Genomic DNA, 17,040 nt, shown 5'->3' with positions numbered 1-17,040 from the left:
AAGCACACCCATCCAATTTCTCCCGCGCCGGCCTTGGCATGATTCCCGTCAATGACATTCAAAGGGTCGGGTCATGATTGCTACGAGGGATGAACAGGCGCGCGACATCGGGTTGCTGTTTCTGCGGGTCAGCGGCGGGTTGTTTCTGTTGTGGGTGCACGGCTTGCCCAAATTGCTGGACTTCACCGCGCAGCTGCAATTGATCGAAGACCCGTTCCACCTCGGCGCTCACCTGACCCTGATCCTGGCGATTTTCGCCGAAGTCCTCTGCCCTTTGCTGATCGTCGCCGGTGTGCTGGCGCGATTGGCTTGTTTGCCTATTCTCTTTGTACTGCTCGTGGCGCTGCTGGTCGTGCATCCGCAATGGAGTGTGGCTGAAGGGCAGTTTGGCTGGTTGCTGTTGATTCTTTTCACCACCGTATTGATTGCCGGGCCGGGACGGCTGGCGATCCCTGTTCGTTTGCCCGGAGTGCTGCGTTATGCCTGAAGTCCTCAATTCACAAGCACCGGGGGCCGATGAGACCGTCACGTTGATCATCAAACACTCGGTCAAAACCGGTTTCGAATCGGCGTATGAAGCATGGCTGCGCAATATCGTGCGCGTCGCCGGGCAGCGCGAAGGGCATTTGGGTGTCGACGTGGTGCGCGGCAAGCGCGGGCGTCTGGATTTCTACACTTGCGTATTGCGCTTTAGCTCCACCGAAGCGATGCAGGGCTGGCTGGAATCCTCCGAGCGTCAGGCGCTGGTGGCTGAAGCCGCACCGATGCTGGCTGACGGTGATCAGACCGAAGTCGCGCCGGTCAATGAGTTCTGGTTCACACCGCTGGCCGAGGCCGGCTCGCCGCCGCCGCGCTGGAAGCAGGCTGTCGTCACACTGTTGGTGATTCTGCCGCACACCCTGCTGGTGCCGCTGATCTGGGGCCCGCTGCTGGCGCTGCATCCGCTTCTGTCCAACTACGTGGTCGCCACGTTCCTGATTACCCTGACCATCGTCCTCTCGGTGGTCTACGTGGTGATGCCGCCGGTCACCCGTCTGTTCACCCCGTGGCTGGAAGCCAGTCAGGCCCACGAACACCTCGATTCCCAAGAAACCTCGCCGCGTTGAGCGGGGTTTGCTTCTTTTCACTTTCGCTTGAGGAACTGCGATGAGCGCCGATCTGATTTTATTCAATGGCCAATTTCATACCGTAGACCGGGAAAAACCACTGGCCAGTGCGGTGGCGATCAAGGATGGCCGCTTCGTCGCCGTCGGTAACGATGCCGAGGCCATGGCCCTCAAGGGCAGCGCCACACAAGTGGTCGACATGAAGGGCCGCTGCGTCATCCCTGGCCTCAACGACTCGCACTTGCACCTGATTCGCGGCGGTCTGAACTACAACCTCGAACTGCGCTGGGAAGGCGTGCCATCGCTCGCCGACGCGCTGCGCATGCTCAAGGATCAGGCCGATCGCACGCCCACCCCGCAGTGGGTGCGTGTGGTCGGTGGCTGGAACGAGTTCCAGTTCGCCGAAAAACGCATGCCGACCCTGGAAGAAATCAACCAGGCCGCGCCGGATACTCCGGTGTTCATCCTGCACCTCTACGACCGTGCGCTGCTCAACCGCGCTGCCCTGCGCGTGGCCGGTTACACCCGCGACACGCCAAACCCGCCGGGTGGCGAAATAGTCCGCGACAGCAACGGCAACCCGACCGGCATGCTGGTCGCGCGGCCGAACGCGATGATCCTCTACTCGACACTGGCCAAGGGACCGAAGCTGCCGCTGGAATATCAGGTCAACTCGACCCGCCAGTTCATGCGCGAGCTCAATCGCCTGGGCCTGACCAGTGCAATCGACGCCGGTGGTGGTTTCCAGAATTACCCGGACGATTACCAAGTGATCGAGCAACTGGCCAAAGACGACCAGTTGACCGTACGCATCGCTTACAACCTGTTCACCCAGAAGCCGAAAGAAGAGCTGACCGATTTTCAGAACTGGACCGGCAGCGTCAAGTTGCATCAGGGCGACGACTACCTGCGCCACAACGGTGCCGGCGAAATGCTGGTGTTCTCCGCCGCCGACTTCGAGGATTTCCTCGAACCGCGTCCGGACCTGCCGCAGACCATGGAACAGGAACTCGAGCCGGTGGTACGCCACCTCGTTGAGCAGCGCTGGCCGTTCCGTCTGCACGCCACGTACAACGAATCGATCAGCCGTATGCTCGATGTGTTCGAGAAGGTCAATCGCGACATTCCGTTCAACGGTCTGCCGTGGTTCTTCGACCACGCTGAAACCATCACCCCGCAGAACATCGAGCGTGTGAAAGCGCTGGGCGGCGGTATCGCGATTCAGGATCGCATGGCGTTCCAGGGCGAATACTTTGTCGATCGCTACGGCAAACAAGCCGCCGAAGCCACGCCACCGATCAAGCGCATGCTCGCTGAAGGCGTGCCGGTTGGCGCTGGCACCGACGCCACCCGCGTGTCCAGCTATAACCCGTGGACTTCGCTGTACTGGATGGTCAGCGGCCGTACCGTTGGCGGTCTGGCGCTTTACGAAGAAGGTTTGCCACGCAGCACTGCACTGGAGCTGTTCACCCACGGCAGCGCCTGGTTCTCTTCGGAGCAGGGCAAGAAGGGCCAGATCCGCGTCGGCCAACTGGCAGACCTCGCGGCACTGAGCGCGGACTTCTTCAGCGTTGAGGAAGAAGCGATCAAGTGGATCGAGTCGGTGATGACCGTGGTCGGCGGCAAGATCGTCTACGCCGCCGGCGACTTCGAAGACCTCGGCCCGCGTTCGATTCCGGTGCTGCCGGACTGGTCGCCGGTAGTCAAAGTCCCGGGCCACTGGCGCCCGAACTCGCCGTTGCAGGCGCAGGTGCACCAGTGCAGCGGGCCGTGCGCCGTGCACACCCACAGCCATGAAAAAGCGCGGATGTCGAATGCGCCGGTCAGCGATTTCGCCGGTTTCTGGGGCGCGTTCGGCTGTTCCTGCTTCGCGTTCTGAGTTTGAAAAAAGCGCCGGTCATCAGGGCCGGCGCTTCCCGCAACAACCATCCATCCAGGAGTTTTGCCATGAGCGTTCCTTACAAGCGTCTGAACAAAGATGATGCCGTCGTCCTGCTGGTCGATCACCAGACCGGTCTGATCTCGCTGGTGCAGGATTTCTCGCCGAACGAGTTCAAGAACAACGTGCTGGCACTGGGCGACATCGCCAAGTTCTTCAAGCTGCCGACCATTCTGACCACCAGCTTCGACGCCGGTCCAAACGGCCCGATCGTGCCCGAGCTGCTTGAGCAATTCCCTGACGCGCCGTTCATTCAGCGTCCAGGCCAGATCAACGCCTGGGACAACGAAGACTTCGTCAAAGCGATCAAGGCCACCGGCCGCAAGCAACTGATCATCGCCGGTGTAGTGACCGACGTTTGCGTAGCTTTCCCGACCCTGTCGGCGATTGCTGAAGGCTTCGAAGTGTTCGTGGTCACCGACTCGTCGGGTACTTTCAACACCACCGTGCAACAAGCGGCGTGGGCGCGGATGTCGGCCGCCGGTGCACACCTGATGAACTGGTTCGCTGTGGCCTGCGAGCTGCAAGGCGACTGGCGCAACGACATGGAAGGCCTGGCGCATCTGCTGTCCGAGCGTCTGCCTAACTATCGCAACCTGATCAACAGCTACACCAAGTTCACTGCCAAGTAATCTGGTCGAAAGTCAAAAGCCCCTCACCCTAGCCCTCTCCCGGAGGGAGAGGGGACTGACCGCGTTGTTTGCAAGAGTTGCATCGACCTGCAATACCGAGCCGAGCTCCGCTCTTGAAACGCATGGAGATCGGCTCCCTTTCCCCCCTCGCCCCCTTAGGGGGTGAGGGCTGGGCGGGCGGCGTTCCGATGAGGGGGTGAGCTTTTGATCTTCAAAGTTTCAGATCAGCGTTTTTGCAACCACCCCAAAAAACCACCTTTTTTCACCGCCACCGGTTTGGCCATCAACGCGAGGCGACTGTTCTGCTGACGCACCGCCTGCAACTTGTTCAAGGCCCGGCCGACTTCGCTGCGCTTGTCCATGCACTCACGGGTCAACTGTTTGTCGAGACGATAGATGATGCTCGACGTCAGCGCCGTGAACGTCGCCTGCGACGGTGTATCGGCAAGAATGCTCTGCTCACCCATGACTTCGCTCGGCCCCATGCGCCCGGCCTCGGTCTGGCCATTGCCGTCCGGCACCGTCGCGCTGACCACGCCCGTGGCGATCACGAACAGACTGTCCGGCACGTCGTCCAGATCCAGCACCACCTGACCGGCCGTGTACTGCTGCGCGACCATCGATTCAGCGAGGCGATCGCGCTCTTCACTGCTCAGCGAGCGGAAAATCTTCACCTCATCCAGCAACGCACGGGCGCGGCTCGACGGTTCGATCACGCCGTCGGGATGGCGCGAAATACCTGCGGCTTCGAGATGGCGATGGGCGAGGTCGAACAGTTGATTGCGCACTTCGCTCTTCTTGCCCAGCTCAGCGATGAAACCGCTGGCAACGTATTCCGACATGGTTTCGCCGGCTTCTTTGAGTACGGCTTTCGGCGCCGGGCTGAGCAACAGCGAACTGCTGCCCTGCAGAGTGCGATCAAGGGCATCCAATACCCGACGCGGACGAATGTGGTTCGGCACTTTGATACTGATCGAGACACCGTGCATGTTGCTCGGCCGGCTGAGATTGACGATTTTCGCCTTGGCCGCCACCGAGTTCGGTACTACGGCCATGGTGCCGGCGCTGGTCAGCAGGTGCGTGGCGCGCCAGTCGATATCGAAGACCTTGCCTTCGACGCCGTCGATCATCACCAGATCGTCCACCTGATACGGCTTGGTGGTGTTGAGGACGATGCCGGAAAACACATCGGCGAGGGTGCTTTGCAGCGCCAGACCGACCACGATGGCGACCACCCCGGAGGTGGCCAGCAGACCTTTGACCGGCAGCTCCAGCACGTAACCGGCCGCCGCGACAATCGCGACCAGAAACACCAGCGCACCGATGACATCCTGCAGCAAGCGACCGCTGTGACCGATGCGGCGCATCAGCGCCAGGCCGATCACTTCGGTCAGCACCCGTGCTGCGTACAACCACCAGAGAATCCCCAGCGCCGTCGCCCCCAGTTGTGCCACGCGATCATCAGCGAACAGCGGCGCCTGCAAGGGGCTGACACCGGCGTTGATCACCAGCGCGCTGAATGCCAGAAACAACGCCAGACGTACGCCGACTCGCGGCGCGCGATGGCTGAAGGGCGAGAAGTGCCAGAGTGCGGCGTCGAGCAGGAGCAGGACGGCGCTCCAGGACAGCAGGTGGGCGTAGAAAAGAGTCATGACCGGTACTCCGCGACGCTGGTGAGAAAAAAGATCGCAGCCTGCGGCAGTTCCTACAAGGAATCGTATTCCAGGGTAGGCGCTGCCGCAGGCTGCGATCTTTCGCTTTTATGGATTCAGATGAGTCTTCAGTTCAGCCGCCGCCTGACGCACCGCCGCTTTGACTTCCGGAATCTGGCTCAGCGGATTGAGCAGGCCGAAGTCATGAATCATGCCGTTGTAGCGCACCGAAGTCACCGGCACGCCGGCTGCATCCAGATGCCGCGCATAGCCTTCGCCTTCGTCACGCAGCACGTCGAACTCGGCGGTCTGCACCAGCGCAGCGGGCAGGCCCTTGAGCTGTTCGGCGCTGGCTTTGAGCGGCGAGGCATGGATCTGCGCACGCTCGGCCGGGTTGGTTGTGTAGTTGTCCCAGAACCACTGCATCATGCCCTTGGTAAGGAAGTGTCCCTCGGCAAATTGCTGGTAAGAACCGTCGTCGAATTGCGCATTGGTCACCGGCCACATCAACAGTTGGAAGCGCAGGGCAGGGGTTTTCTGCTCCTTGGCCATCAACGCCACGACCGCCGCCATGTTGCCGCCGACGCTGTTGCCGGCCACCGCCAGACGTTTGCCATCGACACCGATGTCCTTGCCGTGCTCGGCCACCCATTTCGTCGCGGCGTAAGCCTGATTGATCGCGGTCGGGTACTGCGCTTCCGGCGATGGCGTGTAATCGACATACACCGCAACAGCGCCAGAGCCGACCACCAGATCACGGATCAGGCGCTGGTGCGTCGGGAAGTCACCCAGCACCCAGCCGCCACCGTGGAAGAACATGAACACCGGCAACTCGCCTTTGACCTTGGCCGGGCGCACCACTTTCAGGTTGATGGTCTGGCCGTCGACCTTGATCGCCTTGTCGCTGACTTCCACGCCGGACAGATCAACCTTTACCGAAGCTTGGGCACCAGTCAGCACTGCACGGGCGTCCTTCGGGCTCAGTTGCTCCAGCGGACGACCACCGCCAGCGGCGAGGGCATCGAGGAACGCTTGGGTGTTGTGTTCGACGCCTGGACTGCCAGCGGCGAAAGCGCTGCTGACGGACAGGGCGAGGAGGGATGCGGCGAGGGTTTTCTTGATGCTCATGTTCAATTCCATTTTTGAATGTGTGATGTAGGAGCTGTCGAAGGCTGCGATCTGATCGTTCCCACGCTCTGCGTGGGAATGCAGCCGGGGACGCTCCGCGTCCCAACGATCAGATGGCTGCCTTCGGCAGCTCTTTGTGTTCAGGGTTGTTTTCAAACCGTGAGCACAGATTAATGGGCTGCTGAAAAGCGAAAAAGCGGCTATAAAGCGTTTAACTGTCCACCAGAGAGTGACAATGAACCCGTTCGAAGACATGCGTATTTTTTGCCAGGTCATGGACTCCGGCAGCTTCACCGCCGCGGCCGATCAGTTGGGGCTGTCCAAGCAGTTCGTCAGCCGCCGTTTGATGCAACTGGAAGAGCGCCTCGGTGTGCGCTTGTTGAATCGCTCGACCCGCCGCCTCGACGTCACCCCGCTGGGGCAGAGCTATTACGAATCGGCGTTGCGCTTGTTGGGTGAGGTGGAACAGGTCGAGCAGGGCATCGCCGGCGAAACCGCCGAGCCGCGCGGCACGATTCGCCTCAGCGCGCCGTTGTCGTTTGCCGTGGCGCATCTGGGTTGTCTGCTACCGCTATTCCTGCAGCGTTATCGCGAAGTCACCGTCGAAGTGGATCTGAGCGATCGCCCGGTCGATCTGCTCGGCGAAGGCTACGACCTGGCCCTGCGCATCGGCGTGCTGGAGGACTCGACATTGATCGCCCGACGTATCGCCAGCATCGAACGGGTCTACTGCGCCAGCCCGGCCTACCTCGCCGAACGCGGCACACCACTCAAACCCGAAGACCTGCACAGCCACGACTGCCTGCCTTACGGCCACGGGCGCTCGGTGCAATGGCGTTTCAACGAAGCGCCGGGCAAACCGCTACTTATCAACGTCACCGGCCGCATGCGCGTCAACAACGGCGAACTGCTGCGGGACGCAGCGGTGCAGGGGATGGGCATTACCTATCTGCCGACCTTTATCGTCGGCGCGGCACTGAAGGACGGGCGGCTGGTGCCAGTGCTGGATGAGTTGCGCCCGGAGCCGTTGACCCTGTCGGCGGTTTATCCGCAGCATCGCCAGGCTTCGCGGCCGGTACAGGCGCTGGTGGAGTTTTTGCGTGAGCGGCTTAACCAGAGTCATGTGAATCTTTGATAGTGGGGCCTGCTGGGCAAACGGCGTGTTATCGATCGGGCGAACGTCCTACCGTTTTTTCCTGCGATGTCTTTATGGATATTCCTGTCGGGTATGCAAAACGCTAAGTATCTCGATTCGATCCGTCACCTCATAAATCACTACGTAGTTAGGATGTACAACGATTTCCCGGGTGCCGGGAGATCGACCTTTACGGTAGAGATGGGGATGAACGGAGAGTGAGGTTGTGGATTCTTCGATGGATTTCGAGAGACTCACTGCGGCTGAAAAGTTTCTCTCGCCAATGTATCTGAGGATGTTCGAAAGATCGGCCTTGGCTTCGGGCCGCCACTCAATCTGCATCGACCTTTTTTCGCATGGATTCGATCAAGGCATGCATGTCCGCCATCACGTCCTCATGGGGGAGACTCGGATGGGGATCATCTCTGGACGCCTGCACCTTGGCTCGCAACCAGCGATCATGACTGGCAGCCTGCTCGTTGTTTTTAAACCCTGAATCGTCGGGAAAGATTTTGCCGTCCATAGTGCCTCCGGGATCAATGCCTGGCAGTCTATTCGGTACAGGGATTGCTGTCGTCGTTGTCTGGATGAACTGCATCTTGGTCGAGCTCCATGAGTACTTGTAGTTCGACAAATCCTAGACTGAGCGCTTCCGACGGCCAACCGACGGAAGATGTAGGAAAACGGTTGGGGTTTCTCGAGTTCCTTCCTTTTTCTGTAGGACTCGCTGAAGAGGACTGCGCAGTGTGATTACAACATTGGAACAACCGCCACCCCGCGTCTGTTCTACACTCACGCCGCTCAATCACGAGCCTCACCCGGAGTAGCGCCATGGAAGTGCCCAACCCCAAAACCGCCATCGAAAGCAATCGACAGGCGTGGAACGATTCCGCTCGCCATCATCAGGATTCACCGGACTGGCAGGCATTGCTCAGCGATGTTGCGCAGGGGGAGTTTTGCTGCCTTGACGACACCTTGCGTGGCTTGCTGGACGTCGACGGCAAAGACGTGATTCAACTGGGCTGCAATAACGGTCGGGAGAGCCTGTCGCTGTTTGCGCTGGGTGCGCGCAGTGTCGTCGGCGTCGATCAATCGGCAGCGTTTCTTGAGCAGGCCCGCGAGCTCAACAGCCGCTCGCCGCATACTGCCGAATTCGTCGAGAGCGACATCCACCATCTGCCCGCATCGCTGCATAACCGCTTCGACGTCGCCCTGATCACCATCGGGGTACTCAACTGGATGCCTGACATCGGCGAATTCTTCCGTCATGTCGCGCAGGTGCTCAAGCCGGGCGGCAAGCTGGTGATCTACGAAACCCATCCGTTTCTGGAAATGGTTGATCCGCAGGCTGAAGATCCCTACCGCCTCGCCAGCTCGTACTTCCGTGCCGAGCCGTTTGTGCAGCAAGAGCCGATCGTTTACGTAGGTAAAGTCGAGCAGCCGGCGGCAAAGTCGTACTGGTTCGTGCATACGCTGGGCGCGATCTTCAGCGGCGCCATTGGAGCGGGGCTGAGCATTGTGGATTTTAAGGAATATGCGCATTCGAACCGGGAAGAGGTGTATGACTGCTACCTGAACCAGCAGGCGCAGCTGCCGATGTGCTTTAGCCTGGTGGCGAGCAAGGCCTGAGAACTTTTTTTGCGACGGCTGGCCTCTTCGCGAGCAGGCTCGCTCCCACAGGGAAACGCATTCCAGTGTGGCCGCGAGCCTGCTCGCGATGGCGGCCTTGCGACCGCCACATTTCACAAGGCCGGATCAAGCCTGCGCCGCGGCACTTACCGCCGGCCGGCCCGGTTTGCGCAACGGGTCCAGGCGTGAGCCTTCATAGCGGGTTTCGCGGAAGAATTTCCAGCGGCCGAACAGGCAGTAAACGTGGGTCACCCGACCTTGTTCCTGATAACCCATGCGGATATGCAGTTTAAGCGCCGGGATGTTGTGGGTTTCACAGACGTCGACCACCTTGGTGCAACCCTGCGCCGCCATCGCTTGCCACAGCGCGACCTGCACGTCCACCGACAGGCTGCTGCCGAAGTAGGCGCGGATCATTTCGCCGCCGAATTCGAAGAACTCGCCGGGTTTGACCGGGAAGGTGCAGCCGTAATAGTGGCGGTCGTGGTAGTCGCGAATGCTGCCCCAGATAAAGCCCACGGCGTGGCCATCGGCGTCCAGGTACATGTGCCCGGTGTGGCCCTCGGCAGCCAGTTCGGCCATGGTGCCGACACGGTCGCCGAAGTGTTTGCTGAACGCCACGGCGTTCTCCGGGGTGATGTCGACTTTGCGCAGGCCTTCATACGGGCGCAGTTTGTGTGGCGGCACCGGGCTGACCAGGTCGCGCTCCATCCACAGCAGTTCCCAGTGGAAGAACACGTAGCGTTTCCACAACGTGCCGACGGTGCGGCCCAGGCCTTTCTGTCTGATGCGATCTTGCACTTTGGTGATGATGCTCATGATGCCCCTCCAGGGTCTTTGCCCGGATGTTGTGGTGAGTGTCGTTACAGCGGTGATTCATTCGAGCGCCGTAGCGCCCTGCGTTTCCTCTCGATTGAGGTCGGCATACGAGACTCGCGCGACGCCTCTCAAACCCTGTTCGATTACCTCGCTCAAAGACTCGCCGGAGTCGAGATAGGCATCACCGAAATCGACGCCGAGGCGGGTCGGGTGGGCGACGATTTCCAGCACGCCGTCGCTGGGGACGCTGGCATTGCGCAGGTCCACCGGTGTACAGACGTAATCGGCGGTGACCCGCGCCAGACTCTGCAAACGGCCATTGAGCAAACCCTTGAATAGGCGCTTGGGCAGCGTGAGGTTGTGCCCGAGGTTGCGCGCCAGCCGAATCGGTACGCCTTGCTCGGCGGCAAACTTCGCGACGACTTCGCCGATCGGCCAGATGTTGTGTACGTGCTGGTGCGAGTCGATATGGCTCGGGCGCATGCCGTGATCGACGCAGCGTTGCCACTGCGCCTGTAACTCGGCGCGCACCGCGTCACGGTCTGCGCGACTCAGCCACAGGCTGTGGCGGGGCAGGTTGAGGTCGAACACGCCGTTGCCATCGCAAAAGGTCCGCCGCCCCAGGATCGCCTGGCTCAGCGGGCGCCCGTAGGTCAGGTTGAAGTGCAGACCGATCCGACCTTGCAGCGTCGGATGGCGGGCCATGGTGCAGGCGGCTTCAAACGCCGGCATGTTGGCCATGGCCGTGGCCGAGCTGATCAGGCCGGCCTGGAAGGCAGCGAAGATCACTGCGTTTTCGTTGGCGCTGAGACCGAAGTCATCAGCGTTGACTATGACTTGGCGAGGCATGGCCGCCCTCCGGAGTGATTGCGACAGGTTGCACCAGTGCTGCAGATTTTTTGTTGGCGCGCCTGGTGCGCCACTGCTGCACGGCGGGCTTGCAGCGATACCAGATGCGCAGCGCCAGACCCAATGCCAGCCCACTTGGGCGCCACGAATAGAAACTCCAGCGCCAGTGTTCCAATTGCCCGGTCATGCGTTCGTGCAGTTGATGGCTGGAGTTTTCCAGGCTGACCCGCGAGGCATCGATCCAGCGCCAGTGCTCGTCCAGGCCCCAGCGAATCCATTCCTCCAGCAACACCCGGCCACTGCCCAGGTCGGCGTACTGCGGCAGGAAGGCGAGGTTGTAATCGTAGAGCCGGCCCTGTTCGAGCAGGCCGAGGCGATAGCTGATGCAGCGGCCGTTCAGCTCGAGCATCACCACGCGTACCAGGCCTTGGCCGGCGAGGGCGGTGAAAGCGCGTTCGATCCATTGGCGACTGCGCGGTGTGGCGAAAATCCCGACGCCTTCATCGCCTTTCCAGCTCACCGCCTCGACTTCGCTGATGGTCTGCAACAAGGCAGCCATGCTCAGCGCATCCGGGGTAATCCGGCGGATCTGCGCACCGCACGCGGCAATCCGTTTGCGTGCCCGGCGCAGTTTGTAGCGCGGGTCGCCGGAGACTTCCTGATGGTCGGCTTCGCTGATCAGATGCACTGGCACCCGGCAGCTCAGGCGTCGCTCGGCCGTGGAACTGCGCGCCATCCATGCGGTGACGGCACTTTCTTCACCCGCAGGCTCCGACAATTCATTGAGTTGCAGCAGCGCATGGGGCAGGCGCTGGCGAATCAACAGCAGCGCCTCGTGCATGTCCGCGCCGCCGAGCAACGACAGCAGGGCCAGACGATCAGCCAGCGGATAACCCAAGTGATGCAAGACCCGAAACGGCACGCCGGCGAAGCGCTCGCGGCTGGCTACCAGCGGCAGGCACAGGCGTAGTTCTGCGGCTTCCCAACCGAGCAGAATGTGCAGGCGCTGATCCTCACCCAGAGCCTGTTCCGCCGCACATAACCAGCCGAGATTGTTGAACGGCGTATGGTCGGTCACGCCCAGGCGCAGCGTTTCATACGCGGTTGCCGGGAAGTCGGCGGCGCACAGGGACGTGCACCATTCGAATCGCATCACCATAGGTTCAGGCCGCCGTTGCGTTGACAGGTGGACGGGAAGTTTTACCCAGCGCCGCCAGGCGCGAACCGCTGTAGCGGGTTTCGCGATAGAAGCGCCAGCGGCCGAACAGCGTGTAGATATTCATGATCCGCTGTTGTTCGGTATAGCTCATGCGCAGATGCAGCTTGAGCGCCGGTATGTTGTGCGACTCGCAGACATCGACCACTTTGCTGCAGCCCTGGGCGGCCATGGCTTCCCACAAGCGCAATTGCAGGTCCACCGACAGCTCTGTTCCCCAGTAGGCCCGGGCCAGTTCGCCGCCGAACTCGAAGAACTCGCCGGGCTTCACCGGGAATCGGCAGCCGTAGTAGTGCCGATCAAAATAACTGCGCGGCGTGCCCCAGATAAACGCCACGGCATCGCCTTGCTCGTCGACATGCATGTGCCCGGTGTGGCCCTCTTTGGCCAGCTCGGCCATCGTGCCGACACGGTCGCCAAAGTAACGCGCGAAAGCGCTGGCGTTGTCCGCGGTGATCCTGACCACGCGCAGCGGCGGATAGGGTTTGAGCTTGTGCGGCGGCACCGGGCTGACCAGGTCGCGCTCCATCCACAGCAGTTGCTGATGGGAAAAAATGTACAGTTTGCGGATCTTGCCCAAGGTCGCTCGCAGGCCTTTACGACGAATATGTCCGCTGAGTTTTTGCAAAACATCCATGGTCTCTTCTCCTGATGAAGGTGCCATGCGCGGCATCAAGACCGCGCGGCAGAGCATCGAAGGGCGGCTCATGAAGCGCTCCAGCTCAGGGCAAACAGGGTTTGCCCCGGCAGTTCGAAACGCACGCGCCCGTTGTCGCAGGCAAACGGTGCGTCGCGGCTGCGATTGTCGGCGCCGAAGTAACGCAGGGCGCCATGGTTCAGCGGGCACCTGGCGCCGCTCAGATCGACGCGTTGCAGGCGCGTCCCTTTGTTCACTCCGAGCAACGTGCGCTGCTCGTCGCCGGCCATCGCCAGCACATCCACCTCGAAGGCGTCGTTGTCCAGTTGCAGCACCTGGTGCAGCCAGTGGCGGGCGATGAATTGCTGGGCCAGGCCGACCGGTTTCAGCTCGAAGCGATCGTCGCCCAACACGCGCAACATGCCTTTGGGGTAATGCGGTTCGTCAGCGGCCTGAAACCAGTTGAGCATGCTCAGCAAACCGTCCTGCGAGGCATTGATCACCACTGAGGCCCACCACAGCGAGGTGTAGTGGGTTTCCTGATCGTAGGGGCTGAGGCTGGAGCCGCTGGACAGGTTGGTCTGATCGAGCAGCAAGGCCTTGCGCGGCTGACCATTGGCGTCGCGGCCGACCAGTTCGGCGGCACGGCGCACGCTGTCGCGGTAGACGCGGGTGGCGAGCAGATCGCGAATCATCCATTCATGCCAGGCCAGTGCATCGACCTGATCGGCTGACTCGCTGAGCAGGCGCCGTGCCCAATCGATTCCGCGCTTGTCCGCCGCATTATCGGCGAACGGGCCGTTGACCAGTCGCGAACTGGCCGGCATGGCGATGCGCACACCGGCGCGGGCATTCGCCGGGTCGCTGCGCACCTGACGGGCCATGCTGGTGAAAATCGCCTGATATTGCCCGTAGCTGGAATAGTTGAGATTGGGTTCGTCGGCAAAGCCGATGTAATGCGTGCCATTGCCGCCCAGCGCGCGGGTGCTCGCCAGCCAGGCGTCGAGGCCGCTGTTGCTCTGCACGTCGGCGCGCAGATCGGCCTGGCGCTGACTGCCGGCCAGCAGGGTGATGTCGTTGCGAATGCCGAAGCGCTGCTGATAGACCCGGCGGAATGCGTCTTCGAATTGCGGGTTCTGCGCCGTGACGTCGACGAAACTGTAATAGCTCGCTGCCGTCGGTTTCAGCGCATCGAGCAGCGCGTGGCTGGCTGCGGGCGGCATCACGTAGGGCAGGGCAATACCGAGATCCGGCGTGCGCCCGAGGACTTTGTCATGCAGCACCAGCCGGACATCTCCGACGTCTTCGCGCAGCGGTTGCAGTTGCTGCGGATTCTGCGCAAACAGATTGGCCGTGCCGTCGAGCCAGAACGCCGCTTTGCCGCTGCCTTGCAGTTGCAGACGCCAGACCTGCTCACGGGGGCTGACTGGCAACGCGACCTGATCGAACTGCCAATAGGCGCGATAGGGCTTCAGTGCGAGAGTCAGCGCCTGGTGGTCGCCGATCCGCTGCGCCTGTAGCGCGGTGACGCCGCCGTGAAACTTGCCGGCGAGCACTGCATGCTCACCGGCCGCGACTTTGAAATACAGCACGTCGCCATTTTTGCTTTCGGCACTGAAGTGCACTTTGGCCGGGGCAAACAGGGCAACGGTGCGTTCATCGTGTTCGATGCGGTAGTGGCGGAAGCTGTAGCCGGGAATTTCCAGTCGATAACTCGCCGCGCCGGGCAGCAGCGGCCAGGTCTGGCTGCCACGGGTTTCGCTGGCCTTGATCAAGCGTTCGCCGAGCAATTTGCCGCGACCGTCGAGCAGGTACAGTTGCTCTTCGTTGGCATCCGCTTGCCACGCCGGGGTCCAGCGCACGGTCACGCTGTCAGGCTGATCGGTTTGCAGAAACAGACTGCCGTCACGAATCTCGCCCCAGCGCATCGACGCCGCCAAAGCGTCCAGCGACAGGCCGAGACCGAACAGCAGGTACCAGCCTTTCATGCGGGTTTCCTCTGCAGCATCGACCACATCGGCAGCACGTCGCGGGGCAGGATGATCAGGGTTTGCCAGAACGGCACAGCGCTCAAACGGCAATACAGCACGAGCATGGCCACGGTCACCGCCAGATAGGCGATCGATGATGCGGCGGCGGCGCCGACGATGCCGTAGGCCGGAATCAGCACCAGGTTCAGCGCCAGATTGAGCAGCGCGCCCAGGCCCATCAACAACGACACCGAGCCGGGGCGATTCTTGCCCAGCAAGTCCAGGCGCAGAATGCTCGCGTAGCACAGACCCAACAGCCCCGGCAGCAACGCCAGCAGCGCCGGGTACGCCGGTTGGTAGGCAGCGCCAAACAGGGTGACGATCAACCACTCGCCGATCACGGCCATGCTCAAACAGGCGCCGAGCATCACCGTCGCGGTCAGGCGCAGCGCCAGCGGAGTGACCTTGTCCATGCCTTCATCCTGTTGCAGCAGGCGTTTCATCAGGGGCGTAGTCACCGCTTCGGGGACGATCAACAGCAATTCGGCAGCAGCGCTGGCCATGGCGTAATGGCCCAGCGCGGTGCTACCGAGCAGGGCGCCGATAAACAGGTAATCGGAGCGCAAAATCACTTGCTGGAACAGCAGATCGGGATGGCTGCGCGCGCTGTAGCGCAGCAGCTCCTTCTGGCTGGCGCGATCCCATTGCAGCTGCAATGGCTGCGCCCGCTTCAGCCAGACCCAACCGGCGAGCACCACCAGACTGATACCGGCCAGCCAACTGATCAGCGCTGCCTCCAACGCCGCGCTCTGCCACATCCAGAACAGTGCGACGAACAGCAACAGCGGCGCCAGCGATTCGATCAGGCGCAAGACGTTGAATGCGACCACGCCACCCGAGGCGTTGTGCAGGGTCAGCAGGCCGCTTTTCAACACGGTCAACGGCACCGCCAGCAGCAACAGCCAGGCGAGCAGGCCCAGTTGCATGGTCACGTCCAGTTGCGTGCCAAATTCGCGCACCAACGCCACCACCAGCAAAGTCAGCAAACCGGCCAGCAAACAACCGAACACCAGCACCTGGCTGAGCAGCAAACCCATCGGCCGCTGCTTGGCCGCCTGATAACCGACCGCCGAATTCAAACCGCCGCTGGTGGCCGCGCTGATCAGGTCAGGCAGGGTGCTGAGCAGGGCGAACAGGCCGCGTTCGCTGGGGCCGAGAATCCGCGCGAGCAAGACGTTGCGCAGCAAACGCAAGGCGATCATCGCCAGCTTGGTGCCCATGCTCAACGCGAGGTGCTTGAGGTAGTTGCCTCGGCTCATGGCCGCGCTCCCCGGTAGATCCGCCAAGACAGCAATTGCGGATGGCGCGCGGTGCGCTGGCTGACGCCGAAACGCGGCAGGTTCAGCGGATCGCCGTCGCCGCGATAGATCCCGGTGCCGGTGCCCAGCGCAAACGGGTAATCGTGGTCCGCGACCTGCTGGCGAACGCGATCATCGTTGTCGCCGTTGGGGTAGCAATAGACCGGTAGAGGTCGGTTGCAGCCGTTGTTCAATGCGTCGCGGCTGCGGCGGATTTCTTCGCTCAGGCGCGCATCATCGAGACCGGTGAGGATTGCGTGGCTGGCGCCGTGCGGGCCGAACCGCACCAGACCGGAGGCTTCCATTGCCCGCACCTGATGCCAGTCCAGTGCCTGTGGCAGCGAGTCCTTCGGGCATTCGTCGGTGAGTTCTTCCAGCTCCTGCGGGGCCAGGCTTTTCAGCCCTTGCAGGTAATGCAGCAGCGCCAGGCTGCGGCGCTCGACATCGATGTCGTCGAGCAGCACCGGCAGCGGATGTTTGCGCGCATGCAGGCATTCGATCAGGTGCATGCGTGCTTTATCGCCATGGCTGCCCCATAGGGTTTCGCCAAGGCTTTCCCACCAGAAACGCTGGCGGCTGCCGATGAAATCGGTGGAGAGGAAAATGCTCGCCGGCACTTGGTGTTTCTGCAGCAACGGGAAGGCGTTGACGGCATTGTCACGCCAGCCATCGTCAAAGGTCAGCGCCACCCGTGGGCGCTCGCTGCGCAGGGCGTTGGGCTGGAGAATTTCCATCAGCGGCACGCAGTCGAAATGCTTGCGCAGCCACACCAGCAAATGCTCGAACGCTTTCGGTCCGACGCACAGTTCATTGCGGTGCGGCAGGTCGGCGGCGCGGTCATTGGACAGCACGCGGTGCAGCATCAGAATCACCCCCGCGCCCTGCAACTGCTGACGGCCCACCGGCGAGTTGAGATAGAGCCAGCCACTGGTGCTTTTTATCAGTTGTTTGATCGCCATGGCTTCGGTCC

At 61.7% G+C, this 17,040-nt stretch carries 17 protein-coding genes; 6 read left to right on the top strand and 11 right to left on the bottom strand.

The window, feature by feature from the left end:
- Window positions 1–73: 73 nt before the first annotated feature.
- The 4 genes from ACV8MC_RS23035 to ycaC all read left to right on the top strand — a co-directional run bounded on the left by ACV8MC_RS23035 (window position 74) and on the right by ycaC (window position 3,677).
- On the top strand, window positions 74–487 hold the full coding sequence (locus ACV8MC_RS23035) for a DoxX family protein (RefSeq protein WP_024012430.1): 414 nt from the start codon (window positions 74–76) through the stop codon (window positions 485–487).
- Window positions 480–1,106 carry an antibiotic biosynthesis monooxygenase gene (locus ACV8MC_RS23030; RefSeq protein ID WP_110646470.1) on the top strand — a complete coding sequence of 209 codons (627 nt, stop codon included), beginning with the start codon at window positions 480–482 and terminating at the stop codon, window positions 1,104–1,106. The genes ACV8MC_RS23035 and ACV8MC_RS23030 overlap by 8 nt, the downstream gene beginning before the upstream one ends.
- A gap of 40 nt (window positions 1,107–1,146) precedes the next feature.
- Window positions 1,147–2,985, top strand: coding sequence for an amidohydrolase (locus ACV8MC_RS23025; protein WP_042609477.1), 1,839 nt, complete (start codon window positions 1,147–1,149; stop codon window positions 2,983–2,985).
- A 68-nt stretch (window positions 2,986–3,053) separates the two neighbouring features.
- Window positions 3,054–3,677, top strand: coding sequence for an isochorismate family cysteine hydrolase YcaC (gene ycaC / locus ACV8MC_RS23020; protein WP_016774080.1), 624 nt, complete (start codon window positions 3,054–3,056; stop codon window positions 3,675–3,677).
- 224 nt (window positions 3,678–3,901) lie between these two features.
- Here the strand turns inward: ycaC and ACV8MC_RS23015 are convergent, their stop codons facing one another.
- Window positions 3,902–5,329, bottom strand: a complete 1,428-nt coding sequence (locus ACV8MC_RS23015; protein ID WP_457263619.1) for a mechanosensitive ion channel domain-containing protein — start codon at window positions 5,327–5,329, stop codon at window positions 3,902–3,904.
- Window positions 5,330–5,437: 108 nt separating this feature from the next.
- Window positions 5,438–6,457: an alpha/beta hydrolase gene (locus ACV8MC_RS23010; protein ID WP_095179524.1), complete on the bottom strand. Its 1,020-nt coding sequence runs from the start codon at window positions 6,455–6,457 to the stop codon at window positions 5,438–5,440.
- A 235-nt stretch (window positions 6,458–6,692) separates the two neighbouring features.
- Here ACV8MC_RS23010 and ACV8MC_RS23005 point away from each other — a divergent pair, with 235 nt between their 5' ends.
- Window positions 6,693–7,592, top strand: coding sequence for a LysR family transcriptional regulator (locus tag ACV8MC_RS23005; RefSeq protein WP_056784501.1), 900 nt, complete (start codon window positions 6,693–6,695; stop codon window positions 7,590–7,592).
- Window positions 7,593–7,664: 72 nt separating this feature from the next.
- Here the strand turns inward: ACV8MC_RS23005 and ACV8MC_RS23000 are convergent, their stop codons facing one another.
- Window positions 7,665–7,934: a type II toxin-antitoxin system RelE/ParE family toxin gene (locus ACV8MC_RS23000; protein WP_457263617.1), complete on the bottom strand. Its 270-nt coding sequence runs from the start codon at window positions 7,932–7,934 to the stop codon at window positions 7,665–7,667.
- Window positions 7,924–8,115 (bottom strand): type II toxin-antitoxin system RelB family antitoxin, encoded by a 192-nt coding sequence (relB, locus tag ACV8MC_RS22995; protein ID WP_056786779.1) that lies wholly within the window; start codon window positions 8,113–8,115, stop codon window positions 7,924–7,926. Before relB ends, ACV8MC_RS23000 begins: the two co-directional genes overlap by 11 nt.
- A gap of 308 nt (window positions 8,116–8,423) precedes the next feature.
- Here relB and ACV8MC_RS22990 point away from each other — a divergent pair, with 308 nt between their 5' ends.
- Window positions 8,424–9,221, top strand: coding sequence for a class I SAM-dependent methyltransferase (locus ACV8MC_RS22990; RefSeq protein ID WP_056784504.1), 798 nt, complete (start codon window positions 8,424–8,426; stop codon window positions 9,219–9,221).
- A 126-nt stretch (window positions 9,222–9,347) separates the two neighbouring features.
- On the opposite strand, the gene ACV8MC_RS22985 is transcribed toward ACV8MC_RS22990, so the two are convergent.
- From ACV8MC_RS22985 to ACV8MC_RS22955, 7 genes are all read right to left on the bottom strand, one after another.
- A complete protein-coding gene (locus ACV8MC_RS22985) occupies window positions 9,348–10,040 on the bottom strand; it encodes an N-acetyltransferase family protein (RefSeq protein ID WP_457263614.1) in 693 nt (230 codons plus the stop codon).
- A 57-nt stretch (window positions 10,041–10,097) separates the two neighbouring features.
- Window positions 10,098–10,889 carry a carbohydrate deacetylase gene (locus ACV8MC_RS22980; RefSeq protein WP_041478588.1) on the bottom strand — a complete coding sequence of 264 codons (792 nt, stop codon included), beginning with the start codon at window positions 10,887–10,889 and terminating at the stop codon, window positions 10,098–10,100.
- The gene (locus tag ACV8MC_RS22975; protein ID WP_252877833.1) at window positions 10,861–12,048 is read right to left on the bottom strand and encodes a GNAT family N-acetyltransferase; all 1,188 of its coding nucleotides are present in this window, start codon (window positions 12,046–12,048) and stop codon (window positions 10,861–10,863) included. The genes ACV8MC_RS22980 and ACV8MC_RS22975 overlap by 29 nt, the downstream gene beginning before the upstream one ends.
- A 4-nt stretch (window positions 12,049–12,052) precedes the next feature.
- Window positions 12,053–12,742 carry a GNAT family N-acetyltransferase gene (locus ACV8MC_RS22970; protein WP_252877834.1) on the bottom strand — a complete coding sequence of 230 codons (690 nt, stop codon included), beginning with the start codon at window positions 12,740–12,742 and terminating at the stop codon, window positions 12,053–12,055.
- Between the two features lie 68 nt (window positions 12,743–12,810).
- A complete protein-coding gene (locus ACV8MC_RS22965) occupies window positions 12,811–14,730 on the bottom strand; it encodes a hypothetical protein (RefSeq protein WP_252877835.1) in 1,920 nt (639 codons plus the stop codon).
- Window positions 14,727–16,031: an oligosaccharide flippase family protein gene (locus ACV8MC_RS22960; RefSeq protein ID WP_095179530.1), complete on the bottom strand. Its 1,305-nt coding sequence runs from the start codon at window positions 16,029–16,031 to the stop codon at window positions 14,727–14,729. The genes ACV8MC_RS22965 and ACV8MC_RS22960 overlap by 4 nt, the downstream gene beginning before the upstream one ends.
- Window positions 16,028–17,029, bottom strand: a complete 1,002-nt coding sequence (locus ACV8MC_RS22955; protein WP_041478593.1) for a polysaccharide deacetylase family protein — start codon at window positions 17,027–17,029, stop codon at window positions 16,028–16,030. Before ACV8MC_RS22955 ends, ACV8MC_RS22960 begins: the two co-directional genes overlap by 4 nt.
- Window positions 17,030–17,040 lie beyond the last annotated feature (11 nt).

It is taken from the genome of Pseudomonas sp. PK-RTE-24, assembly GCF_054052265.1.
The sequence above is the reverse complement of the archived record's forward strand: the minus strand, read 5'-3'. Positions and strand labels throughout refer to the sequence as shown.